General features: G+C 58.1%; 18 protein-coding genes and 1 pseudogene. 14 read left to right on the top strand and 5 right to left on the bottom strand.

Annotated elements, in window-relative coordinates:
- Nucleotides 1–124: 124 nt before the first annotated feature.
- From G3N58_RS05450 to G3N58_RS05435, 4 genes are all read left to right on the top strand, one after another.
- Entirely contained in the window at nt 125–1,471 is a 1,347-nt protein-coding gene (locus tag G3N58_RS05450) for a Rieske 2Fe-2S domain-containing protein (RefSeq protein WP_241016994.1), read from the top strand.
- 31 nt (nt 1,472–1,502) lie between these two features.
- Nucleotides 1,503–2,465, top strand: a complete 963-nt coding sequence (locus G3N58_RS05445) for a PDR/VanB family oxidoreductase (RefSeq protein WP_205998689.1) — start codon at nt 1,503–1,505, stop codon at nt 2,463–2,465.
- A 75-nt stretch (nt 2,466–2,540) separates the two neighbouring features.
- Nucleotides 2,541–3,860 (top strand): CoA transferase, encoded by a 1,320-nt coding sequence (locus tag G3N58_RS05440; RefSeq protein ID WP_205998688.1) that lies wholly within the window; start codon nt 2,541–2,543, stop codon nt 3,858–3,860.
- A gap of 97 nt (nt 3,861–3,957) precedes the next feature.
- Nucleotides 3,958–4,713 carry a FadR/GntR family transcriptional regulator gene (locus tag G3N58_RS05435; protein WP_205998687.1) on the top strand — a complete coding sequence of 252 codons (756 nt, stop codon included), beginning with the start codon at nt 3,958–3,960 and terminating at the stop codon, nt 4,711–4,713.
- A gap of 73 nt (nt 4,714–4,786) precedes the next feature.
- Here G3N58_RS05435 and G3N58_RS05430 read toward each other — a convergent pair whose 3' ends face one another.
- On the bottom strand, nt 4,787–6,016 hold the full coding sequence (locus G3N58_RS05430) for a porin (RefSeq protein WP_205998686.1): 1,230 nt from the start codon (nt 6,014–6,016) through the stop codon (nt 4,787–4,789).
- A gap of 331 nt (nt 6,017–6,347) precedes the next feature.
- Here G3N58_RS05430 and G3N58_RS05425 point away from each other — a divergent pair, with 331 nt between their 5' ends.
- The 4 genes from G3N58_RS05425 to G3N58_RS05410 all read left to right on the top strand — a co-directional run bounded on the left by G3N58_RS05425 (nt 6,348) and on the right by G3N58_RS05410 (nt 11,328).
- On the top strand, nt 6,348–7,688 hold the full coding sequence (locus G3N58_RS05425) for a Rieske 2Fe-2S domain-containing protein (protein WP_205998685.1): 1,341 nt from the start codon (nt 6,348–6,350) through the stop codon (nt 7,686–7,688).
- 66 nt (nt 7,689–7,754) lie between these two features.
- On the top strand, nt 7,755–8,525 hold the full coding sequence (locus tag G3N58_RS05420; protein WP_205998684.1) for an SDR family NAD(P)-dependent oxidoreductase: 771 nt from the start codon (nt 7,755–7,757) through the stop codon (nt 8,523–8,525).
- A gap of 49 nt (nt 8,526–8,574) precedes the next feature.
- A complete protein-coding gene (locus G3N58_RS05415; protein WP_205998683.1) occupies nt 8,575–9,975 on the top strand; it encodes an MFS transporter in 1,401 nt (466 codons plus the stop codon).
- 54 nt (nt 9,976–10,029) lie between these two features.
- Nucleotides 10,030–11,328: a Rieske 2Fe-2S domain-containing protein gene (locus G3N58_RS05410; protein WP_205998682.1), complete on the top strand. Its 1,299-nt coding sequence runs from the start codon at nt 10,030–10,032 to the stop codon at nt 11,326–11,328.
- Between the two features lie 362 nt (nt 11,329–11,690).
- Here G3N58_RS05410 and G3N58_RS05405 read toward each other — a convergent pair whose 3' ends face one another.
- Nucleotides 11,691–12,917: a LysR family transcriptional regulator gene (locus G3N58_RS05405; RefSeq protein ID WP_277396961.1), complete on the bottom strand. Its 1,227-nt coding sequence runs from the start codon at nt 12,915–12,917 to the stop codon at nt 11,691–11,693.
- 635 nt (nt 12,918–13,552) lie between these two features.
- On the opposite strand from G3N58_RS05405, the gene G3N58_RS34000 reads away from it, so the two are divergent.
- On the top strand, nt 13,553–13,993 hold the full coding sequence (locus G3N58_RS34000) for a hypothetical protein (RefSeq protein ID WP_241016993.1): 441 nt from the start codon (nt 13,553–13,555) through the stop codon (nt 13,991–13,993).
- A 347-nt stretch (nt 13,994–14,340) separates the two neighbouring features.
- Here the strand turns inward: G3N58_RS34000 and G3N58_RS05395 are convergent.
- Both G3N58_RS05395 and G3N58_RS05385 read right to left on the bottom strand, forming a co-directional pair.
- A pseudogene (locus tag G3N58_RS05395) lies at nt 14,341–15,014 on the bottom strand (NAD(P)H-binding protein).
- Nucleotides 15,011–15,460 carry a hypothetical protein gene (locus G3N58_RS05385; protein WP_205998677.1) on the bottom strand — a complete coding sequence of 150 codons (450 nt, stop codon included), beginning with the start codon at nt 15,458–15,460 and terminating at the stop codon, nt 15,011–15,013. The pseudogene G3N58_RS05395 and the gene G3N58_RS05385 overlap by 4 nt, the downstream one beginning before the upstream one ends.
- Nucleotides 15,461–16,468: 1,008 nt before the next feature.
- Between G3N58_RS05385 and G3N58_RS05380 the strand changes: the two genes are divergently transcribed.
- The 4 genes from G3N58_RS05380 to G3N58_RS05365 all read left to right on the top strand — a co-directional run bounded on the left by G3N58_RS05380 (nt 16,469) and on the right by G3N58_RS05365 (nt 21,711).
- The gene (locus G3N58_RS05380) at nt 16,469–17,689 is read left to right on the top strand and encodes a cupin (RefSeq protein WP_167048056.1); all 1,221 of its coding nucleotides are present in this window, start codon (nt 16,469–16,471) and stop codon (nt 17,687–17,689) included.
- A 76-nt stretch (nt 17,690–17,765) separates the two neighbouring features.
- Nucleotides 17,766–19,319, top strand: a complete 1,554-nt coding sequence (locus G3N58_RS05375) for an ethanolamine ammonia-lyase reactivating factor EutA (RefSeq protein WP_205998676.1) — start codon at nt 17,766–17,768, stop codon at nt 19,317–19,319.
- Between the two features lie 10 nt (nt 19,320–19,329).
- On the top strand, nt 19,330–20,283 hold the full coding sequence (locus G3N58_RS05370) for an alpha/beta fold hydrolase (RefSeq protein WP_167284802.1): 954 nt from the start codon (nt 19,330–19,332) through the stop codon (nt 20,281–20,283).
- Nucleotides 20,284–20,376: 93 nt separating this feature from the next.
- Complete coding sequence (locus tag G3N58_RS05365; protein ID WP_205998675.1) at nt 20,377–21,711, top strand: MFS transporter; 1,335 nt, start codon at nt 20,377–20,379, stop codon at nt 21,709–21,711.
- A gap of 445 nt (nt 21,712–22,156) precedes the next feature.
- Here G3N58_RS05365 and G3N58_RS05360 read toward each other — a convergent pair whose 3' ends face one another.
- The gene (locus G3N58_RS05360) at nt 22,157–22,501 is read right to left on the bottom strand and encodes a helix-turn-helix domain-containing protein (RefSeq protein ID WP_167048068.1); all 345 of its coding nucleotides are present in this window, start codon (nt 22,499–22,501) and stop codon (nt 22,157–22,159) included.
- 152 nt (nt 22,502–22,653) lie between these two features.
- Between G3N58_RS05360 and G3N58_RS05355 the strand changes: the two genes are divergently transcribed.
- Nucleotides 22,654–23,286 carry a glutathione binding-like protein gene (locus G3N58_RS05355; protein ID WP_167284800.1) on the top strand — a complete coding sequence of 211 codons (633 nt, stop codon included), beginning with the start codon at nt 22,654–22,656 and terminating at the stop codon, nt 23,284–23,286.
- Nucleotides 23,287–23,517 lie beyond the last annotated feature (231 nt).

Genomic DNA, 23,517 nt, shown 5'->3' with positions numbered 1-23,517 from the left:
GAATAATTAGAAAATTATCCATTTTTATGAAAAAAAATCATCAAATATTTACTGACAATATTCGTGCAAAGAAATCTCAACACCGTTGACGGCCCTATCGATTAACTTATAATTGGTCCCACCAATGTTTGGAATTGTGGAGACAGATATGCTTTCCCATCAAGACAACGAGACCCTTGTGCGCGTCGGCCCAGCTACGCCAACTGGGCGTTTCATGCGCCTTTTTTGGTTGCCCTTTCTGCCGTCCTTGGACCTGACGATCGATGGGCAGCCGCAACGCGTGCGGCTACTCGGTGAAGATCTGATTGCGTTTCGTGACTCGGAGGGGCGTGTTGGGCTCGTCGACCATGCATGTCCGCATCGGGGGGCACCGCTCGTGTTCGGCCGTAACGAGAAATGCGGCTTGCGCTGCGTGTATCACGGTTGGCAGTTCGGCGTGGACGGCCGCGTGATGGATACGCCAGCGGAGCCGGCCGACAGCCGGTTGAAAGACAAGGTGCATATCAAGAGCTATCCATGTCGCGAGCGCAACGGGATTGTGTGGGCGTACATGGGCGACGCGCCTTCAGATGCGCTGCCGCCGCTGCCGAATCTCGAATGGAACATGGTGCCAGCGGAAAATGTGCATTTCAGCTTCCGCGTGCAGGAGTGCAACTGGCTGCAGGCGGTGGAGGGGGAAATCGATTCGGCGCACGCACCGATCCTGCATGGCCGCATCGATTCACAGGGCGCCATCAATGATTGGACCGCCAAGCGTGACTTGCGACCTGCATTCGAATGTCAACGACAGGATTTCGGCATCAGCATCGCTTCGCGGCGTGTACTTGACGAGGCGCATCACTATTGGCGCGTCAACCAGTTTCTGTTTCCGTTCTACACGCTCGTGCCGCCGCAATCGAAGTATCCGGAACTAAGCGGTCACGCGTGGGTTCCGATCGACGATGAGAACACGCTGTGCCTGATGTTTTCCTATACGCCAGCTTGCCCGCTCTACGAGAAGACGAGGCAGCTCTTCGAAACGGGGCACCAGGGCCGCGAGACCGGCCATGCGAGCGTGAACGCCTACGAGCCGCGCCCGCCGACGCATCCGTATGCGAAGTACTGGACCAAATACAATCTCCAGTCAGCATTCCTCTTCAATTACGACGCACAGACAAAGACCTGGTTCTCGGGATTGCCGGGACTATGGGTGCAGGACGCTGCATGCCAGTCTGGTGTCGCGCCGATCTACGACCGCAGCAAGGAAAACCTCGGCATTAGCGACACTGGCGTGGCGATGACGCGTCGTCTGCTACTCGAGAATGTACGCAAGCTCGCGGCTGAGCGCGTGTCGACGATACGAGTCGACGACCCGGATCTCTGGATGGTGCGTGCAGTGTCACTCACACTGCCGGCTGAAGCGTCATGGCAGCACGACGGCGCAGGGCACATGCGTGCGCGTCTCGGCACGGACTTCGGCTATACGCCTTGATCATTCATCCCTTGCGAATATTCGAGTCAACATGTCCCTGCATACCTCTGAGCACATTGACGTTCAGCTCACGCAAATCCGCCTCGAGGCGGATGATGTGGCTTCCTATGAGTTTCGGCCAGTCGGCATGTCGGAGCTGCCCGCCTTTCAGGCGGGCGCGCACATTGACCTCCACCTGCCCGAAAATCGCGTACGCAGCTATTCCCTCGTTAACGATCCTCAGGAACGGTATCGCTATGTGATCGCCGTGCAGCGCGAGGCTACCGGTCGCGGCGGCTCCATGTGGATGCACAACGTGCCACGGGTCGGCGAACGTTTCACGATCAGTCAGCCGAAGAATGATTTTCCGTTGTGCGAGAGTGCTCGGGAGTCGGTGTTCATTTGTGGCGGAATCGGTATTACGCCCGTCGTCTCGATGATCCGGCGGCTGGAGCGCGTCGGCGCGTCCTGGCATTTGCATTATGCCGCGCGGGAGTGCGCGCGCGCGGCCTATGCGGACGATCTTGCGCAGATCGTCGACGCGGATTCGCGTGTCGAAATGTACTTCCAGAACGAAGGTCAGCGGCCGGACGTACGCAGCATAGTCGAGCGTGCTCCCGCTGGCACGCATCTGTACTGTTGTGGCCCGCGAGGGATGGTGGACGACTTCATCGATGCCTGTGCGGTACGTCCTCAGGAGGAGGTACATTTCGAGCGCTTCGCGGCGGCGAATGACGCGGCAAGCGAAGGCGGCTTCGAAGTCGTCCTGCACCGCGATGGTCGGCGCATTGCCGTGTCGCCGGGAAAGACCATTCTGGACACGCTGCTCGATCACGGCGTCGATGTGCAGTATGCGTGCTCCTCGGGCGTATGTGGGACCTGCCGCGTTGGCGTGGTTGATGGTGTACCCGATCATCGCGACGACTTCCTGAGTGACGAGGAAAAGGCTGGCAATTGCGCAGTCATGGTGTGCTGCTCGGGGTCGCTTTCGCCGACACTGGTTCTCGATCTCTGAGCAGGTGTAGAGCGCGTAATCAAACGCCAACTTACTGACAGGCGCCGACGTGCGCCGCCTCGACGAGGAGACACGATGTTGTCGAATTTGATCAACGAATTTCCGCAACACGAGCCGCGCCCGGTGAACGCACCTCGGGCGCTGGAAGGCATCCGTGTGGTGGACTTTACGCATTTCATCGCCGGCCCCTTCGCGACGATGATGCTGGCCGACATGGGGGCCGAGGTCATCAAGATTGAAGCGCCTGGCCGTGGCGATGAATTTCGCTATTACCCGCCGGCGCACCCGCAGGACTCTAGCATTGGTGCGCCGTATCTCTGGGCGAACCGCAATAAGCGCAGCATTGCGCTCGATCTGAAGCGCGAAGAGGGACGCCGTATTGCGCGCGAACTGGTTGCGACGGCAGATGTAGTCGTCGAGAACTTTTCGACGGGCGTGATGGAGCGGCTGGGCCTCGGCTATGACGCATGTCGAGAGTTGAAGCCGGATCTAATCTATTGCTCGGTTTCCGCTTATGGCCGCGACGGAGCATTTGCCGACCGGCTCGGGTTCGATCCCGTTGCACAGGCAGAAAGCGGCTTCGTTTCCATGAACGGTTATCCAGACCGTCTCGGCGTGCGGGCGCTTTCACCGGTCATGGATATCAGCACCGCGATGATGGCCTCCAATGCAATACTTGGTGCACTGGTCGCGCGCGAACGTAGTGGCAAGGGGCAGGCCGTCGAAGTGTCGCTATTTGACAATGCCGTGCTAATGACCGGTTACGCGACGGTGCAACATCTGTTCACTGGCGACGAGCCGCAACGCCACGGCAATACGAGTCCCGATACGTGTCCTTCCGGAGTGTTCAAGGCTTCGGATGGGGCGTTCTATATCAATTGCGGCAACAACAAGATTTTTCATCGTCTGGCGAACCACGTGCTGGAGATGCCGGAGCTGGCAGCCGATCCCGTGCTCGCCGACCGCAATGGACGAATCGCACGGCGCGACGAACTGTTTCGTATTCTCGACGAAGCGTTCATTCGTCACCCGTGGGCTTACTGGCAGCAGCGTATGCGGGAGGCATCGATTCCATGTGGCGAAGTGCGTTCGGTCGGGGAGGCGCTGCGTTCGGCGGAAGCGCGCGAACGCAAGCTCGTGAGCCGTCTCGAGCATCCTGATCTTGGTTGGCTTCCGAACATCAGCCTGCCATTTCGCTTCAGCGAGACGCCAATCGATGATCCATCGCCCGCTCCGCGTATCGGCGAGCATAGCCGCGACATTCTTACCGGCGCGCTCGGCTATGCCGACGATGACGCGAGCGCGCTGCTGGAAAGCGGTGTTGTCTACAGCGGCGTTGAAAACGCGCCTGCCGCGCAGGGAGGAAAAGCGCCCGCTGGGACGTCGGTGGGCTGAGCGACGGGCTTGCGGCAGATCGCGATTGGAATGACCTGACTGGTGGGGGCAGTCTGTATAATCTGTAAGTCCCGTCTTGTGATTTTTCTTCAGTGATATGGAACTGACGTCTCCCGTTGTTCGCGAATCAACTTCACGCTCGGAACTCGTCGGGAAGATGCTGGCGTTTTTCAAGGAGCGCGGCTACGAGAGCGGTGAGCGTTTACCGTCCGAGCGAGCGCTCGCCGAGCGTTTTGGCGTGGGGCGCAATGCGTTGCGCGAAGCGCTTTCGACGCTCAGTGCGCTTCGGGTGATCGAATCGCGGCCGAATTCGGGCATTTATCTTCGTCGCATGTCGACGGACAGTAGCTTTGAGACGATCGTGCTATTGACCGAAATGGGCTCTGAGCCGTCGTTGAAAGAGGTAAAGGAGACCCTGGAGGTACGTTGGGCGCTCGAAATTCGCAGCGTGCAACTGGCATGCGAGCGCCGCACGGAGGCGGATCTCGACAGTCTTGCATCAGTCATCGATGCGACTCAGGCAGTGCTGTCGAGCGACGGCAACATTTCCGCGCAGGACACCGCGTTCCATATGGCGCTTGCGCGCTGCACGCATAACGAGGTGCTTGTGCGGCTGCTCAACTCGTTCTACCGCATTTCTGAAAGCCGGCGCTATGCGTTGTTCGCCGATTCTGAGCGCGGCGCGATTTCTGCTGCGCAGCATATGCGCCTCTATGAAGCGGTGAAGAAGCGCGACGTGAAGAAGGCGACTGCGTTGATGGAGACGCACTTCGCTAGCGCTGTCGAATCGTGGAGCGAAATTCTGGGCGAGGAACCACCGGTGGAAACCAAGCCAGCACGCAAGAAAAAATAGGGTAATAGTGCCGATTCGCAAGAGGCGGATTCTCTGTAAGGAGACTCTGCCTCTTTTTATTTGTGTGCACAAATCAGAACGTGTGCAGAATGCCGAGACGCACAAGTGCCTGATGGTCAGTGGCAGAGGGCGTCAATTGTGTGATTGACGCGACTGCGGGCTGGCCAAGCGAATCGGTTCCGCTGGCTTTCTGGTAGATCGCGATTGCGTACAGCTCGGTGCGCTTCGAGAGGAAATATGTTGCCGAAAGTGTCCCTTGATGGTAGTTAGCGCTGCCGAAGTCGCCGATGCTCCCCTTGTGCGTGTAGCTATACGCTGCATTGACGCTGAACGCAGGCGTGAAGGCATAACTCGCGTTGATTGCGCCGTTGTTGATCACGCCGGTGCCGGCATAGTGCAGCGGATTCGGACCCGCGCTGGTGTCTCCAAGTCCACTGAAGCCGGCGTGTGACCACGTTGCGCCCACACTCATCGCGCCGAAATGGTATTCCATGCCCGCAATCAGCAACTGAAGCGTCGCAGCCGATGCAAATCCTGCGTAGACGGGATTGGATTGTGCCGCGGTGGCAGAACCGAACGAACCGAGATTGTTCGTACTACTATTACCGGAATTGCCACTTGTGCCGAAGTATGAAAGATTCGGATCGCGTGCATTCAGATAACCAGCACCGGCGGAAAACGGGCCATTCGCGTAGGTTGCGGCGAGCGCCCATACCTGATTGCGCCCGGACGCACCCGCCACGCCACCCAGCGAATACATCGCACCCAGCGTTACACCTGCGAATGACGTGCTCTTGAACTTGACGGCATTGTTTAGACGCACCGAGTGGCCGAGATCGTCGAAATCATCGGGATTTGCGCCCATGTGACCCGGAATCTGGCCGGCTTCCGAGAGCGGGGCCAACATGTCGCTGACGATGCTGTACTGGCGTCCCAACGTGACCTGTCCGGCCCCGTTGGCGAGGCCGACGAAGGCTTGGCGACCGAACAGCAGACCACCTTGCGCCAACCCGCCCGTGTTGATGTTGAAACCGTTTTCCAGAGTGAAGATTGCGCGCAGGCCACCACCCAGATCTTCGCTGCCTCGCAATCCCCACCGGCTTCCGCCGATACCCGTCGCACCATCGGACATTGCGAACTGCTGCTTGCCGACAAGCGCACCGCCTGCGCGACCGGTTTGCACGTTGCTCACATAGTTGAGCCCCTCATCGATTAGTCCGTATAGCGTTACCGAACTCTGTGCATGTGCGGCCGAGGTGGCCGTGCTGGCGACCGCGATCGCCAGCAGCATGGGTTTTTTCATTGAGTCTCCAAGTCTCCAGATCGATTCTTTTGCGCGTCATGGACGCATGATGGCTGTCCTAATTGGAGCCATCAGATTGGACCACCATAAGTGGTGGGGCCAATCGTAATGACCTGCGACTTGCGATGTCAATCCTGGGACAACTCCCTAAAGAGCGCGAACGCGAGACTAGTCGAGGGATTCCAGTGTTTCGTTTCGTTTAGCGAATACCCAAGCCGCTTTTTCAATAGCTGAAGCGAAAAAGCGGCTCATAGAATGGCCGCATTCACAGGGGTGGTGAGAGCGGCATACCGTTCTCGCCGCATAACGACAGGCAACGGAACATCGATCCATGAGCAAAAACGACATAGCTGATCTCCTGCGTGTAGGCCCGGAAACCCCGATGGGGAAATTCATGCGGCAATACTGGCTTCCGGCAGCACTTTCCAGCGAGGTAACGGCGGACGGCGATCCCGTGAGGCTGATGATTCTTGGCGAAAAGCTCATCGCCTTTCGCGACAGCTCCGGGCGCGTGGGCATACTAGATCATCGCTGCCCGCATCGCTGCGCGTCGCTGTTCGTCGGACGCAATGAAGAAAACGGCATTCGCTGCGTGTATCACGGCTGGAAATTTGATGTCGACGGAAATTGCGTAGACATGCCAAGCGTTCCGGCTCGCCTTGATTTCAAGGAAAAGGTCCACGCGCGTGCTTACAAGGCCACTGAGCGCAATGGGCTGATCTGGGTATATATGGGTGAGGATCAGGCTAACCCACCGCCATTGCCCGCGATCGAGGCCAATCTGATTCCTGGCAGCAAGATCTGGTGCCTGCAAAGGCAATGCAACTGGCTGCAGGCGCTCGAAGGTGACATCGACACGAGCCATGTCGGATTTCTCCACGTCGGTGCGCTGCAGCCTGAAGATCTACCGGACGCGTCGCCGTTGCGTCCCACCGTTCTCAATCGGGCGCCTGAGTATCGTGTGCAGAACGCAGAATGGGGCGCGATGTATGGTGCTTACCGTTTGGCCGAAGACGGACGGATGTCGTGGCGAGCGGCACATTTCATGTTCCCGTTCTGGACGATGACGCCCAACATCCTGTTCTCGACGCGCGCGATTGCGCGCGCTTGGGTGCCGATGGATGACACGCATGTGATGCTCTTCGACATTACAGGGGGAACCGATGAAGGTAACCCGTTCTTCACGACGAAACTGAAGAATGGCGAGCCAATGTACGAAAAGATCCGGCGTAAGCCAAATGGTACGGGTTGGTACGATCGTTGGCTTCCTGTCGATGGACTGCACAACGACTGGGGAATCGATCGGGAAGCGCAGCGCAACATGATTCATTACACGGGCATTGATAATCCTTCAATGCAGGATCAGGCGATCACGGAAAGCATGGGGCCCATGACAGATCACAGCTTCGAGCATCTCGCGCCCACCGACCAGATGATCGCGACTGTTCGTAGACGCCTCGGACAGGCGCTACGCAATTTCCGCGACGATCCCACCGCTGTACCTTGTGCCTCATCACCCGAAGCATATTTTGGCGCTCGCTCTGGGGCATTCTGGGCTGATCCCGCCGTGGAGTTCTCGGCAGCTTACCGGGCGGAACTCGACAGAGCACATCGTTGGCCGGTGACCGCGAATGATGGTATGGGCCAAGGTGCAGATGAAACCGCGAACTGAGGTGGAAAGTCCGCACCGCCGATAGGCGGCGCAACGAGTCAAACACAATACCCAATGAGGGACAACATGATTGAAGCTGGGCAACAGGTAGGCGAGCGTGCCTTTGAAGGGCGGGTCGCATTGGTAACAGGGGCGGGCCGCGGCATTGGCGCTGCTATTGCACGCGAACTTCACGTGGGCGGGGCGCGGGTTGTGGTGACGGACGTGGATTTCGCCAACGCCGAAGCAGTGGCGAAGGCACTCGACCCGCACGGTGAGACCACTTTCGCGTTTAGGCTCGACGTGCGTGAAAAGCTCGATTTCGAACAGGCGCTGGATGCAGTGCTGCAACGATGGAACAAGCTGGATATCGTCGTGAATAACGCGGGTTATGCAAAACGGACACCGCTCGACGAGATCACGCCAGAGGAATTCGACGAGATCGTAAATATCAATATGCGCAGCGTGTTCCTCAGTTGTCAGATTTTCTCGAAGCCTATGAAAACCGCAGGCTATGGGCGAATCGTAAATGTTACGTCGCTCGCTTCGCATAACGGCGGCACGGTAGCGTCGGCACATTATGCGGCCGCAAAGGGTGGCGCAACGACATTGACGCGCTACTTCGCACGGCAATTGGCCGGCACAGGTGTCACTGTCAATGCTGTGTCGCCTGGGCCGGTTTCGAGTGCCAAGGAACGTCTCGCGCACTTGCGTGACGAGATCAACAAACAGGTACCGGTAGGACGTTTTGCGGAGCCGGAAGAAATCGCTGCGGCTGTCGCACTGCTTGCGTCCGACCGGAGCGGCTATATCGTTGGCGCGACGATCGACGTGAATGGTGGTCTGCACATGCGATAGGTTTCATTGCCGCTCAGGCATCGAAGAATCATAATTCCAAGGAGACATCATGGCAGAGACGAAACCCTTTGCTACCGTAATCGATGCACGACCCATAGGCGGATTTCAGATCGCGATTGCAGCAATCGGTGCACTCGCATTGTTTTGCGAAGGCTTCGATCTGCAGATTATCTCCTACGTCATGCCGCACATCGTCGAGGCATGGCGGATCGAACCCGCCAGGCAGGGCGCGATACTATCTGCGGGTTATAGTGGCATGTTGATCGGCTTCCTCGTGCTAGCGCCGCTTGCATCGAAGATCGGTGCGAAGCGTCTCGCGGTTTGCTGCCTGTTTGTCATGGGTGTGCTTAATTTCGTGACGTTGCTCGCATCGGATGCGCAGACGCTTGTCTTTTGCCGCATCGCCGTTGGCCTTACGCTAGGCGGCGTGGTGCCTCCCACGCTGGCGCTGGTCTCTGAATTCTTTCCGGCACGCCATCGCTCTGCGCTCATCGCAATGCTGTATCTCGGTACGACCAGCGGCATCATGATTGCAGGTGTCGCAGCTTGGGCGACGCTGTCGCGTTACGGTTGGCGTGGTGCCATGGCGATCGGGGGTGTTATGCCGATTGTTGTTGCGCTCGCAGTCTGGTGCGTCTGGTGTGAATCACCGGTCTGGCTGCTTTCTCGCGGTCCCAAAGAGAGTTCGCGCGTAAAAGATATTCTGGCGCGACTGTATCCGCGCACGCCTTTGAGCGATGTGCTTATTTCGGTCGAACCGCCTGCACCGCGCGCGGGCGGCGTGGCGCAACTCTTCGTAGAGAAACGTCTGGTCGGCACGCTTATGCTCTGGGTTGCATTGAGCTTCAATGCGGTCGTCTATTTTTTTGCGCTCAGTTGGATGCCGCTCATTTTGGTCAAGATCGGGGCGACTCAGCAGGATGCGATTTTTGCGTCCACGTTGGGCAATCTGGGTGGTATTGCGGCAATCGCGACAGGCTTCCTGATGGACCGATTCGGAAGCGCACGTGTCGTCACCGCCTACTTTTTGATGGGCGCCGCGTTTGTTCTTCTCCTGGGAACCTTGCTTTCGCCGGCGGTCGTGGTTATCGCGCCTGCGGCGTTCTGCCTTGGCTATTGCGTCAGCGGTCTGCAAAAGGGTGTATCGGCTTTGGCGATCGAGTTCTATCCTCCCGCTCTACGATCGACCGGTCTCGGATGGGTATTAGGCATAGGCCGTAGCGGCGCGATTCTTGGGCCGATGATACCGGGATTTCTCATGCAAGCTGGCTGGCCACCTGCGCATGTTTTCTATCTGATGGCCGTACCGCTAGTTCTGGGGGGCGCAGGCATTGCTCTCATGCGGGCGTGGTATCGGCAGCGTTCGTTGCCGGAGCAGATGCAGATTCACGTGTCTCCATCGATACACGATGACTATCCACGTCAGTCTAAGGGAACAACGATGCGATAGCGTCGGACGCCTGGGTTGTCTATGTTTTTGATGTTATGAAAGGAGTATGAATATATGGATTTCGCAGATCTTACTCGCGTTGGTCCCGGTACGCCTATGGGTACCTTAATGCGGCAATACTGGGTGCCTGCAGCCAAATCGAGCGAGCTGAAGCCGGACGGCGATCCGCTGCGCTTGATGTTGCTTGGCGAGAAGCTGCTTGCCTTTCGGGACAGTGAGGGGCGCGTCGGCATACTGGACCACCGCTGTCCACATCGTTGCGCGTCGCTGTTTCTGGGACGCAACGAGGAAAGCGGTATTCGGTGTGTGTATCACGGCTGGAAATTCGACGTCACAGGACGCTGTGTCGATATGCCAAGCGTGCCCGCGCATCAGGATTTCAAAGAAAAAGTGCATGCAAAGGCGTACCGTACCGCGGAGCGCAACGGGTTGATCTGGGTGTATATGGGCGATGCGGCTGAGCCGCCGCCGTTACCGACTATCGAGGCCAATCTCGTCGGTGATTGCGAAATCTGGTGCCTGCAGCGTGACTGCAACTGGTTACAGGCGCTTGAGGGAGACATCGATACGTCGCATGTGGGCTTTCTGCACGTAGGCTCACTTAACGCGGATGACTTGTCCGACGATCACCCGATGCGACCGACCGTACTCGATCGCGCGCCCGAGTACGTAGTCGCGAACACTGCATGGGGAACCATGTATGGCGGTTACCGTCCGAATGACGACGGATTGCGTTCCTGGCGCGTCGCGCATTTCATGTTTCCGTTCTGGACACAGACACCTAACAACCGCTTCGGGAGCCGTGCGATAGCACGTGCGTGGGTTCCGATGGACGACGAACATTCGATGCTGTTCGATATTACTTGCGGGGTTGACGAGGGTAACCCAGCTTATAGTTCGACAAGAAAGACTGGCGAGCCGCTCTTCGCGCCGTTCGAGTACGCGCCTACTATGACAGACTGGTTTGGCCGCTGGCGTTGTGCCGATGACAGTCGGAATGACTGGGGAATCGACCGGGAGGTCCAGCGCAATGGCGGCCAGTATACGGGCATTGCGAACATCACGATGCAGGACCAGGCTGTGACGGAGAGCATGGGGCCGATCGTCGATCACAGCTACGAGCATCTCTCGCCAACAGACCAGATGATCGCTCGAACCCGGCGGCGCTTGTTGCTTGCGACGGCCACGCTTCGTGACCAAGGCACGTTGCCGCCAGGTGTGCAAGACCCTGAGGTGTTCTTCGGCGCGCGTGCCGGATCGTTTCTGCACGATCCCGTCGTGCCACTCGAGAAGGCGTACGAGGCGCAACTCGAGAGCGCGATCCGCTGGCCTGCGGACAAGGCGGCGGAGTGAACCAGCGGCGCAATGTTTTTGCCAACAGTTCTGATCGGCGACAAGTCGCTTGCGCTGTTCTGCCTGATATGTCGCCCAAGTTGCACCGTTTGGAAAGATCTGCAGTTTTGGGGCGGTCGAAGCCATAAGACGCCGATATGGCAACATGCGAGGTGAGTCCGCTGTTGTATTTAACAGAGTGGCACACCGACACAGCAGGAGTGATTGAATATGAATGACGGACCAAACTTCTACACGGACGCCTCTGACGAGGGGCAACTATGCTCCGGCGCCAGTCGGTGGCAATAGTCTCGCTTGGTCCGATACGCGTCTGTTCTGTGGACAAAATGGTGGTGCGAACTGGGGGGGCACCACCTTCGTTGCTAGTTCCAGTCGGCGACGAGTCGCTCGCGCCGCGAAGTGTAGCTGTCGTCGTGGCTGGAAACCTCCTGCAATACGCTGAGGAAGCGTTGTTGCACCTTGGTGGGTCTCCAACTGCGGCGCACAGTGAGGCCTATCGTGGATGTCGCATGCGCGAGCGGTGCGCCGATCTGCGCGAGCAGACCACTGCGGATTGGTAATGCGGCCTGATCGGGGTTCAGAAGTGTGAGGAAATCGCAGCTTGTGAGCAGCCGGCCGTTGATCATGACCGAACCACATTCAATCGGTGCGCGTGGCAAAGCCCGGCCGGCGAACAGTTCCTCCCACGCATTGCGTACTGGCGAGTTCGGTAGCCCTACGATCCACGGATACGCGGCAAGCTCATGGAGCGACGCGTTTTCCCGCGTAGCAAGCGGATGTCGACTGCTACCGACGACGATCAGACGATCTTCGTAAAGTGGTTTTTGCGCTAAATCGGAGATCTCGTAGTTGGGGACTTCGCCGACAATCAGGTCGATCACGCCATCACGCAGCGGCTCGACGAGCTCGGACCAGTTGCCTTCGTATACGCGGAACGCTGCAGAGTCTGTTTCAGTAGCCATCCGTGCCATCGCTTCGGGAACGACGAGGGCGCGGGCCGTAGGCGTTACGCCGAGGCTGATCAATGCGCCTTCCGGGTGCAAGCCCAGTTCGACGAGGATCGCGGCCAGTTCGGCAACTGCGAGGCGCGTGCCGCGCGCGAGGCGCCGGCCTGATGAATTCAGGTTTACGCCACGCCCTCGTCGATCGATCAGGGTCTCCCCAGCTGCCTCTTCGAGATCACCTACTGCACGGTGTGCCGCGGTGCGCGACATGCCTGTCGCAGTCGCGGCAGCAGCAAAACTGCCGGAGTCAGCAAGTGCGAGAAACGCGCGAAGCTGCGTTAGTGTCATACGTCGTTCGGGGCGAACGGCACCATTCGCGAGGGTTTTTGCTCCAGAGGTGAGATGACCGAGCGCAGCATCCACGCGCTCAGCAACCTGGTCGCCAACTGGAGTGACGAGCATGCCGTCGGCACGCCGCTCGAAGAGCGCGTGGCCGAATTGTTCCTCCAGTTTGAGGATTGCTTGCGTGAGTGCTGGCTGAGACAAGCCGATGCGCTGTGCCGCCGCGCTCACGCTGCCGTGCTCGCGAACTGCCAGCATTGCCTGCAAATGTCGGAGGTTAAGTTGAAAGGGAGCGTGGAGCATTCCGCATTATAGGTGCCAACACCAATGGTCTCGAGGTACTTCATCTTTGATGACTGTTTTAACAGAGTTGGTACTGAATTTCCGTTGAGGTCTGAGGGGCGACGGAAAGTGCCAGTGGCATTTTTCGGTGTCGTTGGCGGTATCGTCGATATATGAGCTAGCTGCATCCTTGTCCAGATAAGGTTGCGGCCGTTGGATTGACAATTGAGTGGGCTTCTACGACCTTTGCTGGCTTTCACACGTGCATGGCCTAAGGACTTTGATCGGTCACATTGCGTGACTGTCGCGGTCAGGCTGAACGGCACGATGGCCTGACAAGTCGGGTCGGCAGTGCATGCTGTCTGATCTGCGGAGGCTGGTAGGGGCAACCCGTTCGTCCACCTTGCTATGTTGGAGAGCGAGGGACTGGGGACGGACTGGTGCAAAGCGGTATCCGACGATGACTATAGGCGGGTTCCACATCGTTCCACGAACAGAACTCCTACGGTGCCGTTTATCGTGACGTAAATGTCCCGCCGCTTCGATATCAGGGGTGAGCGGCATAGTCTCTTCTTGGAAGATGGGTATCGGCGCTGACGCTTGAAGAATGCCCGAAGCTCCTTTGTGACGAAGGCGGGATTCTCTTCCGGCATCCAATGTCCGGAGTCAGGGACGACCAGAAGGCGCGAATCCGTGGCGATCTGCCCGAGATGCTCCTTGAAGGCATCGGCGAGGCTTCTGGCGCCGCCGAAGAACAGAAGCGGGATCGCCATGCGATCGATGGCAACAGCGCGGATCTGTTCCGCCGAGGTCTCTATGGCGCGGCCGAAGGCGAAGCTCGCGGCAAGGCCGCCAGCTTGCGAATAGCAGCGGACATATTCATCGAGGTCGTTGGGTGTGATGGCGTCGACATTCTGGATGGTCTGCGCAAAATGCCAGCTCAGATAGAGGCGCTCGCGCCCCGCGATCAGCGCCTAGGGAAGAAACGGCACCCGATGAAAGCGTTGGTGCCAAAGACGCTGCTCGATCGCCGCCCAGGCGGGAACGTCGAGCCCGAGAAGCGGCAGGGGCGTGTCGAGCAGACCCGCTCGGGATGAAGCCGGGCCAGCGCATAGGCGACGAGGCCGCCCAGATTATGCCCGACCACGTTGACTGACGTCACCTCGAGTGTGTCCAGCAATCCCACCAGATCAGCGCACATCGTTTTCGCGTCATAGCCCCTTTCGGGAGCGGGACGTTCCGAATCGCCGAAACCGCGGAGATCGACCGCGATGACGGTATGTCGCTCCAGAAACGCCGGCATGATGTGGCGCCACTCCCACCAGGTCTGCGGCCAGCCATGCAGGAACAGCACCGCTGGCCGGTACCCCCAACCACCGAATGTAGCGATATGCCGTTCACCCTGTCCTTGCGGTGACGAAAACGGCCTTCGAGACCAAATATGTCATGTGCTGTCATGGCGTGTCTCCTTTCGAGATCGGGCATAGGGATGGGTGCCTGGCAACAGGGTTGGCGCCTGGCCGAGGAACCGGTCGTCCTCCAACTGATCGAGCATGAACGTGGCGACATCGGCACGGGAAAGGCGCGGGACCGGTGCCTCCGCCTGCAGGCTTTTGCCGGCGCGGTAGCGTCCCGTCTTCGAGCCGTCAGTCAGCATCGGCTGACGGACGATCACCCAGGCCAGCCGGCTCTGACGGATCATCGCCTCGTCGAGTTCGTGATCCGCTGCCGTCGCGGCGAGGAGGAGAGGAACGATCACCCGCCGGCGAAGGAAATTCAGACGCTGGCGGTCGACAGTATCGGCCGACAGGTAGACGAGGCGCGGGACATGCGCGGCTTCGAGCACCAGCAGAATGTTGTGCGTTCCGACCGTCAGGCTGGGCATTCGGCGAAACGGATTCGATGCCCCGAGCACGACTATCGCAGCGTCCTGCCCATTGCTTGCTCCACCGCTGCGCGATCGCTGACATCACCCGTTGCCACGCACACCCGCGCCGCGAACTCGCCGAGCTTTTCCGGCGAACGGACGAAGGCGGTGACGACATGCCCGGCGTCTAACGCCTGGGCGGTGATCAGCCGTCCAGGCGTGCCCGTGGCGCCGAAGACGACGAGCTTCACGAGGCGAGCCCTCTCTGGCCCGCGAGCAAGCGGCCCATCAACCACAGAAGGAGCAGCGTGTTGAGTACGTGCGGCATGAAGCGGAACCGTTCGACGCCGATGAGCTGTGCGATCGCCATGTCCGACCAACCATCACGATCGAATCGGCGTTGCGTGGGCAACTGCCATCCGAGTGTGATGCCGATGGCAGCACCGTCGAGCGCTAGCGATGCCAGGATCGGCCAAAGCGGTATGGCCAGTGGCCGCCACATCACGAGCGTGGCGGTCAGCAGGATGCCGACGCCGAAGGGCGCAACCAGGCAGGTGATAATGCGCGGACCAATCGCGCGATGATAATCGCGGAAGTGCTCGTCGCTGACGAGATGCCACGTGCGATAGTTGACGAATCCTTTGATGACGCTGGCGCCGAGCGTATAGAAAGCCAACCCGAAGGCCAGAAGCAGCACTATGTCTGGAACGTTGAGCACCGTTCATCCTTTCAGTACCCCCCAAGTCTCGCGCATGCGCGTGCGTTTCGTTGAAAGATCCAGACCAAGACCAAGCTATGTCATCGAGGAACCCCTTAACCTTCCCTTCTCCCAGGATAGTCCAACCAGACTTCAACGCCAGGACTTTTGCAGACCTTCCCTAACTCTTGCGGGACGGGCCTGAGCGGCCACAATGAGAACTCACCCAGGGCCGTTGCATGGAAGTATGGGTACGATTATGGGTATGTGACGGTTCGTCGAGGTGGGAGTCAAACCTGGCGGCGCTTTCTGGGCAGTAGTTGTAATCGGCTGTCTTCCGCCAGCAGGGCCTTTGGGGATAACCGAGCTTGGCTGCATGGCGCACGCACGACGCAAATTCCTCGATCTGCACGCGGAAAAAAACGAAATTACCTGGCTGCGCTGCAATACGTCGCCCAGCTCCAGGACGTCGCACTCGAGGTGCAACCGCTCGCACCCCATTGCCGATACGCTTCATCAATGGATGACGCCGCAACGGGCACGTGCCAGTGAAGGTTCGGCAAGACACAGGTACTGATCGATAACAACGGGTGTGAAAACCTCAAGGATGTGCTCGCACGCTTGCCGACACATCCTGCTTCCCGTATCGATAAATTGTTGCCGCAGCGGTAGCGGGTAGCCGCATCCATCTAACTTGCACGTCGTCAATACGGAATTGCCGTGTGCCGACCATTCACCTTTCCGGCGCGCGGCATGAAATCCATGAGGATCACTGACATTCAACCCGGATATGAACTCGCCCGTCAAGGGAAGTGGGTAATGACAAGCCACGTGAGCCGTTTACGGAAAAACCCCGATGGAAAAATCTATACGTCGATCCGTCATTGACACCCGTTACGGTATCGTGATTCAATCATGTCGTTCCATATAAGCGTATATCGTTCCTTATAAAGGAACAACTGAGACGGTCTTTGCCTGAAAGATCAGCCCGTAAAAGGAGAGATAGCGATGCCGCATGAAAAAGACCTTGCCCACTGGCATGAACCCGCTGGACACAAGAAAGCCGGTTTTGGCGAGTTCAAGAAGCAACCGACGCCCTATGACATTTTCATGGAAAGCGAAGGTGTTCCGGTCTTCCGTGACATCGGTATCAAGGACGTGCGCGATCTGCCGATGGTGGAATGGAAGCGTAAGGGCGGCCGTGGCCACTACATCCAGCTGCTGGGCACAGAAACGAAGTGGGGCTGCTATGTGGTTGAAGTGCCCGCAGGCGGTGCACTGAACCCCGAAAAGCACATGTTCGAAGAAATCTACTGGGTGGTCGAAGGCCGCGGCACCACCGAGGTTTGGCTCGAAGGCGAAGGCCGCAAGCACGTCTTCGAATGGCAAGCCGGTTCGATGTTCTCGATTCCGATGAACGCATGGTTCCGCATCGTCGACGGCTCGAACTCGGGCGCGATCCTGCTCGCCGGCAACACGGCACCGAATGTGATGAACCAGATCAACAACGTCGAAGCGGTGTTTAACAACCCGTTCGTGTTCCGTGATCGCTTCAGCGCAGACGAAGACTTCTACAAGCCGCGCGACGAGATCGAAACGGATCCGGTCCGCGGTCTTGCCCGTCGTCGTACCAACCTGATTACCGATGCGGTTAACTGCGATCTGCCGCTGGACAACCGTCGTTCGCCGGGCTATCGCCGCGTTGAGCCGTTTATGACGGAAAACTGCTTCTATTTCTGGATCGGCCAGCACGAACAGGGCCGCTACTCGAAGGCCCACGCTCACACGTCGGCAGCAATCCTCATCTGCCTGAAGGGCGAAGGCTATACGTACACGTGGCCGGAAGAATGCGGCGAAAACCCGTGGGCCGACGGTCACGCAGACAAGGTTCGTCGCCTCGACTACGGTTACGGCGGTATGGTTACCGCGGCGCCGGGCGGCGCACGCTGGTACCACCAGCACTTCAGCACGTCCAGGGAGCCGTTCCGTCTGACGGCATGGTTTGGGCCGCACAACCCGGGCCGCGATCCGGGTGCCCCGGGTTCGAAGCACAACGACTACACGGCTCAGGACGTCGGTTCTGGCGGCACGGCTATCCCTTACTGGATGGAAGATCCGTACATTCGTCAAGAGTACGAAGCACGCCTCACGAAGAACGGGGTCCAAAGTCGTATGGATTCGTCGTGGTACGTCAAGCCGGAAAAGAATGTCGGTGACTCGGTGGTCTAACGCGTTCGCGTAGTTAGTCCATAGGGCTGTGTTCTTTCGGGGACACAGCCCTAACTTTTATGTATTGGAGACAAGCATGAACAGTGAGACGCAAGAAGGTCGCATCTTCTTTACCGATACCGGCCGGAGCCTGGAGGAAGAAGACGAAATCGAACTAACCAGCGTGGGCATCGACGTCGGGTCCTCCACTTCCCACATGGTCGTTTCGCGCATCGTTCTCGAGCGCACGACCACGCGTTACATCGTTGCGGAACGTACGATTCTTCACGAATCGGATATCTTGCTTACACCCTATACCGACGACCTGACTATCGATGAGGCCCGGCTGGGTGCGTTCATTGATGAGCAATACCAGAAGGCAGGGGTCACGCCTGAACAGATTGATACCGGCGCCCTGATCCTCACCGGGCTGGCGGTTCGCCGTCGTAACGCACGCGCAATCGCGGATCTGTTTGCCGCGCAGGCGGGCAAATTCGTTTCGGTCTCGGCTGGCGACGGCCTCGAATCCATGCTGGCGGCATTCGGTTCCGGCGCTGTCTTGCGAGCACTGCGTCAAGGCACCCGTCTCCTCCACCTGGATATTGGCGGCGGGACCACGAAGATCGCTATCTGTGAAGAAGGCGAGGTCAAAAGCGTTACCGCTATCGACATCGGCGCCCGCATCATTACCCTCGACGAAAAAGGCCGAATTGCTCGTGTCGAAGCCGCAGGCGAGCGTTTTGCCCGCGAGCTTGGCGCCACGCTGACCGTGGGTGATCCTCCGCTTCCAGGTGTACTGGAGGCCATCGTTGACCGCATGGCCGAGCGCCTGTGTGACGCGTCGATGAAAAACGGCGCGGAACTCGATCCGGCAACTGCTTCATTGCTGCGTCTCCCGCCACTGGCAGGCGCTCGGGTCCCCGATCTCGTCACGTTCTCCGGTGGTGTTTCGGAATACGTTTACGCCCGCGAAACGCGGGTATTCGGTGACTTGGGCTTGATGTTGGCCGCCGCTGTTCGCAAGCGCATCGAAGCCTCGGGAGCCGAAATCAAGGAAACGGATGAGGGTATCCGGGCTACGGTCGTCGGTGCCTCGCAATACACGGTTCAAGTGAGCGGCAGCACAGTTTACGTTGAACCGCAGTCGGTGCTTCCCTTGCGCAATCTCCCGGTGGTGGTTCTCGATCTGGATCTTGAGCCGGATCAACTCGACCCCAAGGACATCGAAAAGGCAGTGACGACAGCGCTCGAGCGGATGGACCTGCAGGAGGACACGAAATGCGTTGCTCTCTTCTACCGGTTTGCCGGGACGGCATTCTATCGCCGGATGGACGCGTTTGTTGTCGGTGTCATGAACGCCATGCGCATGCGGATCGAAGCCGGGCAACCTATCGTCCTGGTCGGAGAGGGCGATGTCGGCGGCTTGATCGGTATCCACTTCAAGCGGGAACGTGGTCTCCCGGTGCCTATCGTTTCCATTGACGGGATCTCGCTCAAGGAATTCGATTTCGTCGACATCGGCGAACTGCTTCCCACGGCCTCAGCGGCACCTGTGGTGATCAAATCCCTGGTGTTCCCGGCGTCAAGCGGCTTGGGCCAAACCGCATTCGAACCCGTGACCGAAATCGAAACCGAAGCCGCGGCCGAATAGGGGACTAGCGATGCCCTATCTGCGCGATCTTTATCCCCCGAGCACGGCTCGCGAATCCGGTTGGATGGATGTCAGTGGAGGTCATCGCGTTTTCTGGGAGGCTCATGGCAATCCCACGGGTATTCCCTTGCTGCATCTATGCGGGGGCCCTGGTGGTTTTCCTGGCCGCCAGGATTCCCGGTTCTTTAACCCCATGGGTTATCGAATTGTGCTCATTCACCCACGTGGGGCCGGTCGTTCTACGCCTGCGGCCAGCGTAGAACATAACACGATGGCCGATCAGATCTCCGATATCGAGCAGCTACGCACCCTGCTTGGTGTTGAACGCTGGATTGTTTCCGGCGCATCCTGGGGGACTACCGTGGCCTTGGTCTATGCGCAAACCCACCGGCAAAGAGTCCGTGCTCTGCTGCTGCGCGGCGTTTTTCTTTGCACCGAAAACGAACTGGAGTGGCTTTACGGAGGGGGCGCCGGTCGCCTGCATCCTGAGGCCTGGGCACGGTTTTCCGGGTGGACCCGGGCCGCAGGGCATCAAGATCTTTTACAGGCCTACGGAGAGGCTTTGAATTGCGGCATCCCCGAAGAGGAATACGAGGCGGCTTATGAGTGGTGCGCCTGGGAAAATCATTTGGCCGGATTTCGGGATCAGGAGCGCGACACGGAGCCGCAAACGAAAGCGCAGGAATTGGCGATGGCTCGCATCTCCGTGCACTACTTCCTGAATGAAGGATTTTTATCACCTCATCAGCTAGTCAGTCATGCAGGTCAATTGCACGACATTCCCGGTACGTTAATTCATGGTAGCTGTGACGAGGTTACCCCTATAGGCGTATACCCTTTAATTCAGGCATGGAGAACGTCAGTGTTTCACCTTGTGGATGGTGGAACCCATGTAAGCAGTGACCATCCAGGAATGATCGATTGCATTATTCGCAACTCAAGTGAGTTGATGAGTTTGAAATAGGTGGCAGGTAACTCCCCATTCCTTAAGTATCGTGTACATCACATACTCCGTCACTCGTGTATGCACTACGCTGGCAGCTGGAGATCATCGACAATGGATTACGAAGTAAATTCACAAACGATTCGCATCACTGAGTTTGTCGACGAACAAAAGATTGGCCCATTCATCTGGACAGTCGTATTCATTGGCTTTCTATGCCAACTTTGTGACGGCTATGATCTTTCGGCCGCCGCATTTGCGGCGATTGGTATCGCCAGCGAGTTCGGGATCGAGAAACACGCCTTGGCCCCTCTGTTCAGTGCCGGTCTCTTCGGTATGCTGTTTGGTGCCCTGGGTTTCGGCTACATCGGCGACCGCTGGGGCCGGCGTGTGGCTATCCTCTCTGCGGCACTGCTTTGTAGTGCGTTTACCCTGCTTAGCGCGACTGCCGAATCCTTTTCTACACTGATCGTTTTCCGCTTCTTCACCGGCGTTGCTCTCGGAGGCCTGCCTGCAAATACAGTGGCTCTGACAGCCGAATACGCACCGCAGCGTAAGCGCGCGTTGTTGATCACGATGATGTTTGTGGGTATGACTTTTGGCGGTGCGCTGCCGGGCCAGCTAGGAAGCATCATTCACCCTACGCAATGGCGCCTGATTTTCACCATCGGTGGTGTGGCTCCGCTGGTAACCGCAGTCCTGGCGTACTTCTTCCTGCCTGAGTCGATCAAGTTCCTGGTCGTACGTAACCCGCACGATCCGCAGATCGTGAAGCTTGCGCGCCGGATCCGTCCGGAGTTGAACATCCCGGTCGAGCCGAGATTTCAGATCCATCACCTTGCGGAAAAGAAATTCCACGTCAGCCAACTCTTTGAAGGCAATCTGCGCGTCATCACTCCACTCATTTGGGTGATGTCGGTCACGAACCTGTTCGCGAACTTCTTCATGAACAGTTGGATGCCGACACTTCTGCATTCGCTGGGTCTGAACCCGCACCAGGCCGAACACGCTGCCTCCATGTACTATCTGGGTGGCGTTCTCGGGGGCCTTCTGATGTCGTTGATGCTTGATCGAGGGCGTCTTTGGGTCGTGCCGCTGTATATGGCGCTCGGAGCCGTGGCGGCCCTGTTCCTGGGGCAGCAAACGCACTCCGTTACGCTCGCCCTTGGCGTGTTCGGTATCGGTCTCTTCATCCTGGGTACGCAGTCGGGTACGAATGCTCTGATGGCCGTTTGCTACCCAACTCAGATTCGCGCTTCGGGTACGGGTTGGGCACACGGTCTGGGACGCTTTGGCGCAATTGCAGGTCCCTTGACCGGCGGCGAACTGATCCGCATGCACGTGCACATGGCACAGATCTTTTGGGCGCCGGCAATCATGTCGGTCATCGGTTGCGTGGCCACGATTTGGCTCTCGCGTGTGGCACGGCATCGCTTCCCGAAGAAGTAACCGAAGACTGTAGTCGTTCCCCGGGGCTTTGTGGAGTTGCCCCTGTAACTCAGGACACACGGACACCGTTAGATGGATGACGCCGCTGTACGCTGAGGAAAGCGAATGCTCTTTGCCGATCCATCGCCGACGGTTGAGTCGTCGCGGTTCCAACGGCAGGTTTCAGAGTGGAACGGCCCTACAGCGCCTTCGTCCATGGACTCGTATTCGGTCGAAGCCGACAGTCGCCGATTGGACACAGCACGGCCGCTGTGGGTCACATTGCGGCCATTCGCAAACCGGTGCCTGTGAACGTTTGCTATCTCTATCGATGAATGAGTCTCACCGACCCGAGCGGCGAGTGGACATGTAAAGACAGGCGCTTGAAATGCGCGCGATAACGTCCACTCGGAACGCCATGTCGGCTTTCGCGCGAGCTTGTGTCGACCAACCAGCCGCATCCAGCTTAGCGGTCTGCATTGGCGTTGCCAGAGATGTTTCTCCCCTTCAACCACAGCCCAAACTCCTTCAGTACCGCCACTACGGGTTCCAGGCGCTGGCCATCTTCCGTCAGCGTGTACTCCACACGCACAGGGGAAGTCGGGAAAACAGTACGCCGAACGAGCCCGGCATCTTCAAGCGCGCGTAGGTCTAGCGTCAGCATCCGTTGCGAGATTTGCGGGACATCACGGCGTAAATCGTTGAATCGCTTCGGGCCATCTATCAAATACGAGGCAATCAGCAAGCGCCATCGACCACCGATCAGGCGCATTGACTCCTCGACAGAACAGCCAGACAGGTTCTCTTTCATGTTGGTCTCGAAACAGTCATCCAGGTATATTTTTTGTACCTAGATGACACTTTACTGCCTTCTTCCATTTTTAAACCTGATTCTTACAATCATGGCTGTTCGCCTTGGCGCCGAGTGCGACACATGTCATCTAACGAATCGAGGACTGACTTATGAAGCTGTATTACATACCAGCCGCATGTTCGCTGTCGCCACACATCGTCGCCAGGGAGTTGGGGCTGGAAATCCAGTTGATAAAAGTCGACTACAAGACACATCGCACCGAGGACGATCGTGACTTCTACGAGATGAGCCCTTTCGGCTATGTTCCGCTGCTGGAACTGGACGACGGTACAACCCTGCGCGAGGGGCCCGCGATTGTTCAGTATCTTGCAGATTTGAAACCGGATGCGAATCTTGCTCCTGCAAACGGCATTGTTGATCGATATCGATTGCAGGAGTGGTTGAGCTTTCTGACATCTGAGATTCACAAAGGCTTTATCCCGTTGCTTTACGCGCGGCTGGCTGGTCAGTACGGCGTCGAGATCGCGAAGCCCAGGTTGGAAAGCCGGTATGCGTGGTTAAACGAACATCTGGCAGGCAACAACTACCTCATGGGCGGCACGTACACTGTCGCCGATGCTTACCTCTATGCGCTCACGCAATGGGGCCAGGCCGCGTGGTTAGAACCCACTTACAACGCGAACATCTCATACGATGGACTGGACAATCTCAAGGGTTGGTATCAGCGAATGCGTCAGCGGCCCGCTGTCAGGAGCGCGCTGGATTTCGAAGGGTTGAAGTAGCCGTCCGCGGTCCAGGCTCGACTGAGCGTCGAGCCTCGGAATGCTGGTTTTCGAACGGACAGTCTTCACGGTCGGGGGAGTGTCCGCGGGACACGCAGGCCCGGCCGTCTGAGATGAGTATTCGAGTAGCACTTCGTGGCCGGTTGCACGCGTTCAGTGTTCGACCTCGTAAGCTATTGGTCACATACATTCGCCTGGGTCAGTGGTAACTCTTTGACTTCTTGGTTACCA

Origin of the sequence: Paraburkholderia sp. Ac-20342 (assembly GCF_017104985.1) — a bacterium.
Lineage (GTDB): Bacteria > Pseudomonadota > Gammaproteobacteria > Burkholderiales > Burkholderiaceae > Paraburkholderia.
The sequence above is the reverse complement of the archived record's forward strand: the minus strand, read 5'-3'. Positions and strand labels throughout refer to the sequence as shown.

Bases quoted from the DNA above. Each gene is read 5' to 3' on its own strand.
- G3N58_RS05430 (WP_205998686.1), bottom strand. From the start codon at position 6,016: ATGAAAAAACCCATGCTGCTGGCGATCGCGGTCGCCAGCACGGCCACC.
- G3N58_RS05450 (WP_241016994.1), top strand. From the start codon at position 125: ATGTTTGGAATTGTGGAGACAGATATGCTTTCCCATCAAGACAACGAG.
- G3N58_RS34000 (WP_241016993.1), top strand. From the start codon at position 13,553: ATGTCCGGAGTCAGGGACGACCAGAAGGCGCGAATCCGTGGCGATCTG.
- G3N58_RS05370 (WP_167284802.1), top strand. From the start codon at position 19,330: ATGCCCTATCTGCGCGATCTTTATCCCCCGAGCACGGCTCGCGAATCC.
- G3N58_RS05365 (WP_205998675.1), top strand. From the start codon at position 20,377: ATGGATTACGAAGTAAATTCACAAACGATTCGCATCACTGAGTTTGTC.
- G3N58_RS05445 (WP_205998689.1), top strand. From the start codon at position 1,503: ATGTCCCTGCATACCTCTGAGCACATTGACGTTCAGCTCACGCAAATC.
- G3N58_RS05410 (WP_205998682.1), top strand. From the start codon at position 10,030: ATGGATTTCGCAGATCTTACTCGCGTTGGTCCCGGTACGCCTATGGGT.
- G3N58_RS05360 (WP_167048068.1), bottom strand. From the start codon at position 22,501: ATGAAAGAGAACCTGTCTGGCTGTTCTGTCGAGGAGTCAATGCGCCTG.
- G3N58_RS05415 (WP_205998683.1), top strand. From the start codon at position 8,575: ATGGCAGAGACGAAACCCTTTGCTACCGTAATCGATGCACGACCCATA.
- G3N58_RS05355 (WP_167284800.1), top strand. From the start codon at position 22,654: ATGAAGCTGTATTACATACCAGCCGCATGTTCGCTGTCGCCACACATC.
- G3N58_RS05375 (WP_205998676.1), top strand. From the start codon at position 17,766: ATGAACAGTGAGACGCAAGAAGGTCGCATCTTCTTTACCGATACCGGC.
- G3N58_RS05425 (WP_205998685.1), top strand. From the start codon at position 6,348: ATGAGCAAAAACGACATAGCTGATCTCCTGCGTGTAGGCCCGGAAACC.
- G3N58_RS05440 (WP_205998688.1), top strand. From the start codon at position 2,541: ATGTTGTCGAATTTGATCAACGAATTTCCGCAACACGAGCCGCGCCCG.
- G3N58_RS05435 (WP_205998687.1), top strand. From the start codon at position 3,958: ATGGAACTGACGTCTCCCGTTGTTCGCGAATCAACTTCACGCTCGGAA.
- G3N58_RS05420 (WP_205998684.1), top strand. From the start codon at position 7,755: ATGATTGAAGCTGGGCAACAGGTAGGCGAGCGTGCCTTTGAAGGGCGG.
- G3N58_RS05380 (WP_167048056.1), top strand. From the start codon at position 16,469: ATGCCGCATGAAAAAGACCTTGCCCACTGGCATGAACCCGCTGGACAC.
- G3N58_RS05405 (WP_277396961.1), bottom strand. From the start codon at position 12,917: ATGCTCCACGCTCCCTTTCAACTTAACCTCCGACATTTGCAGGCAATG.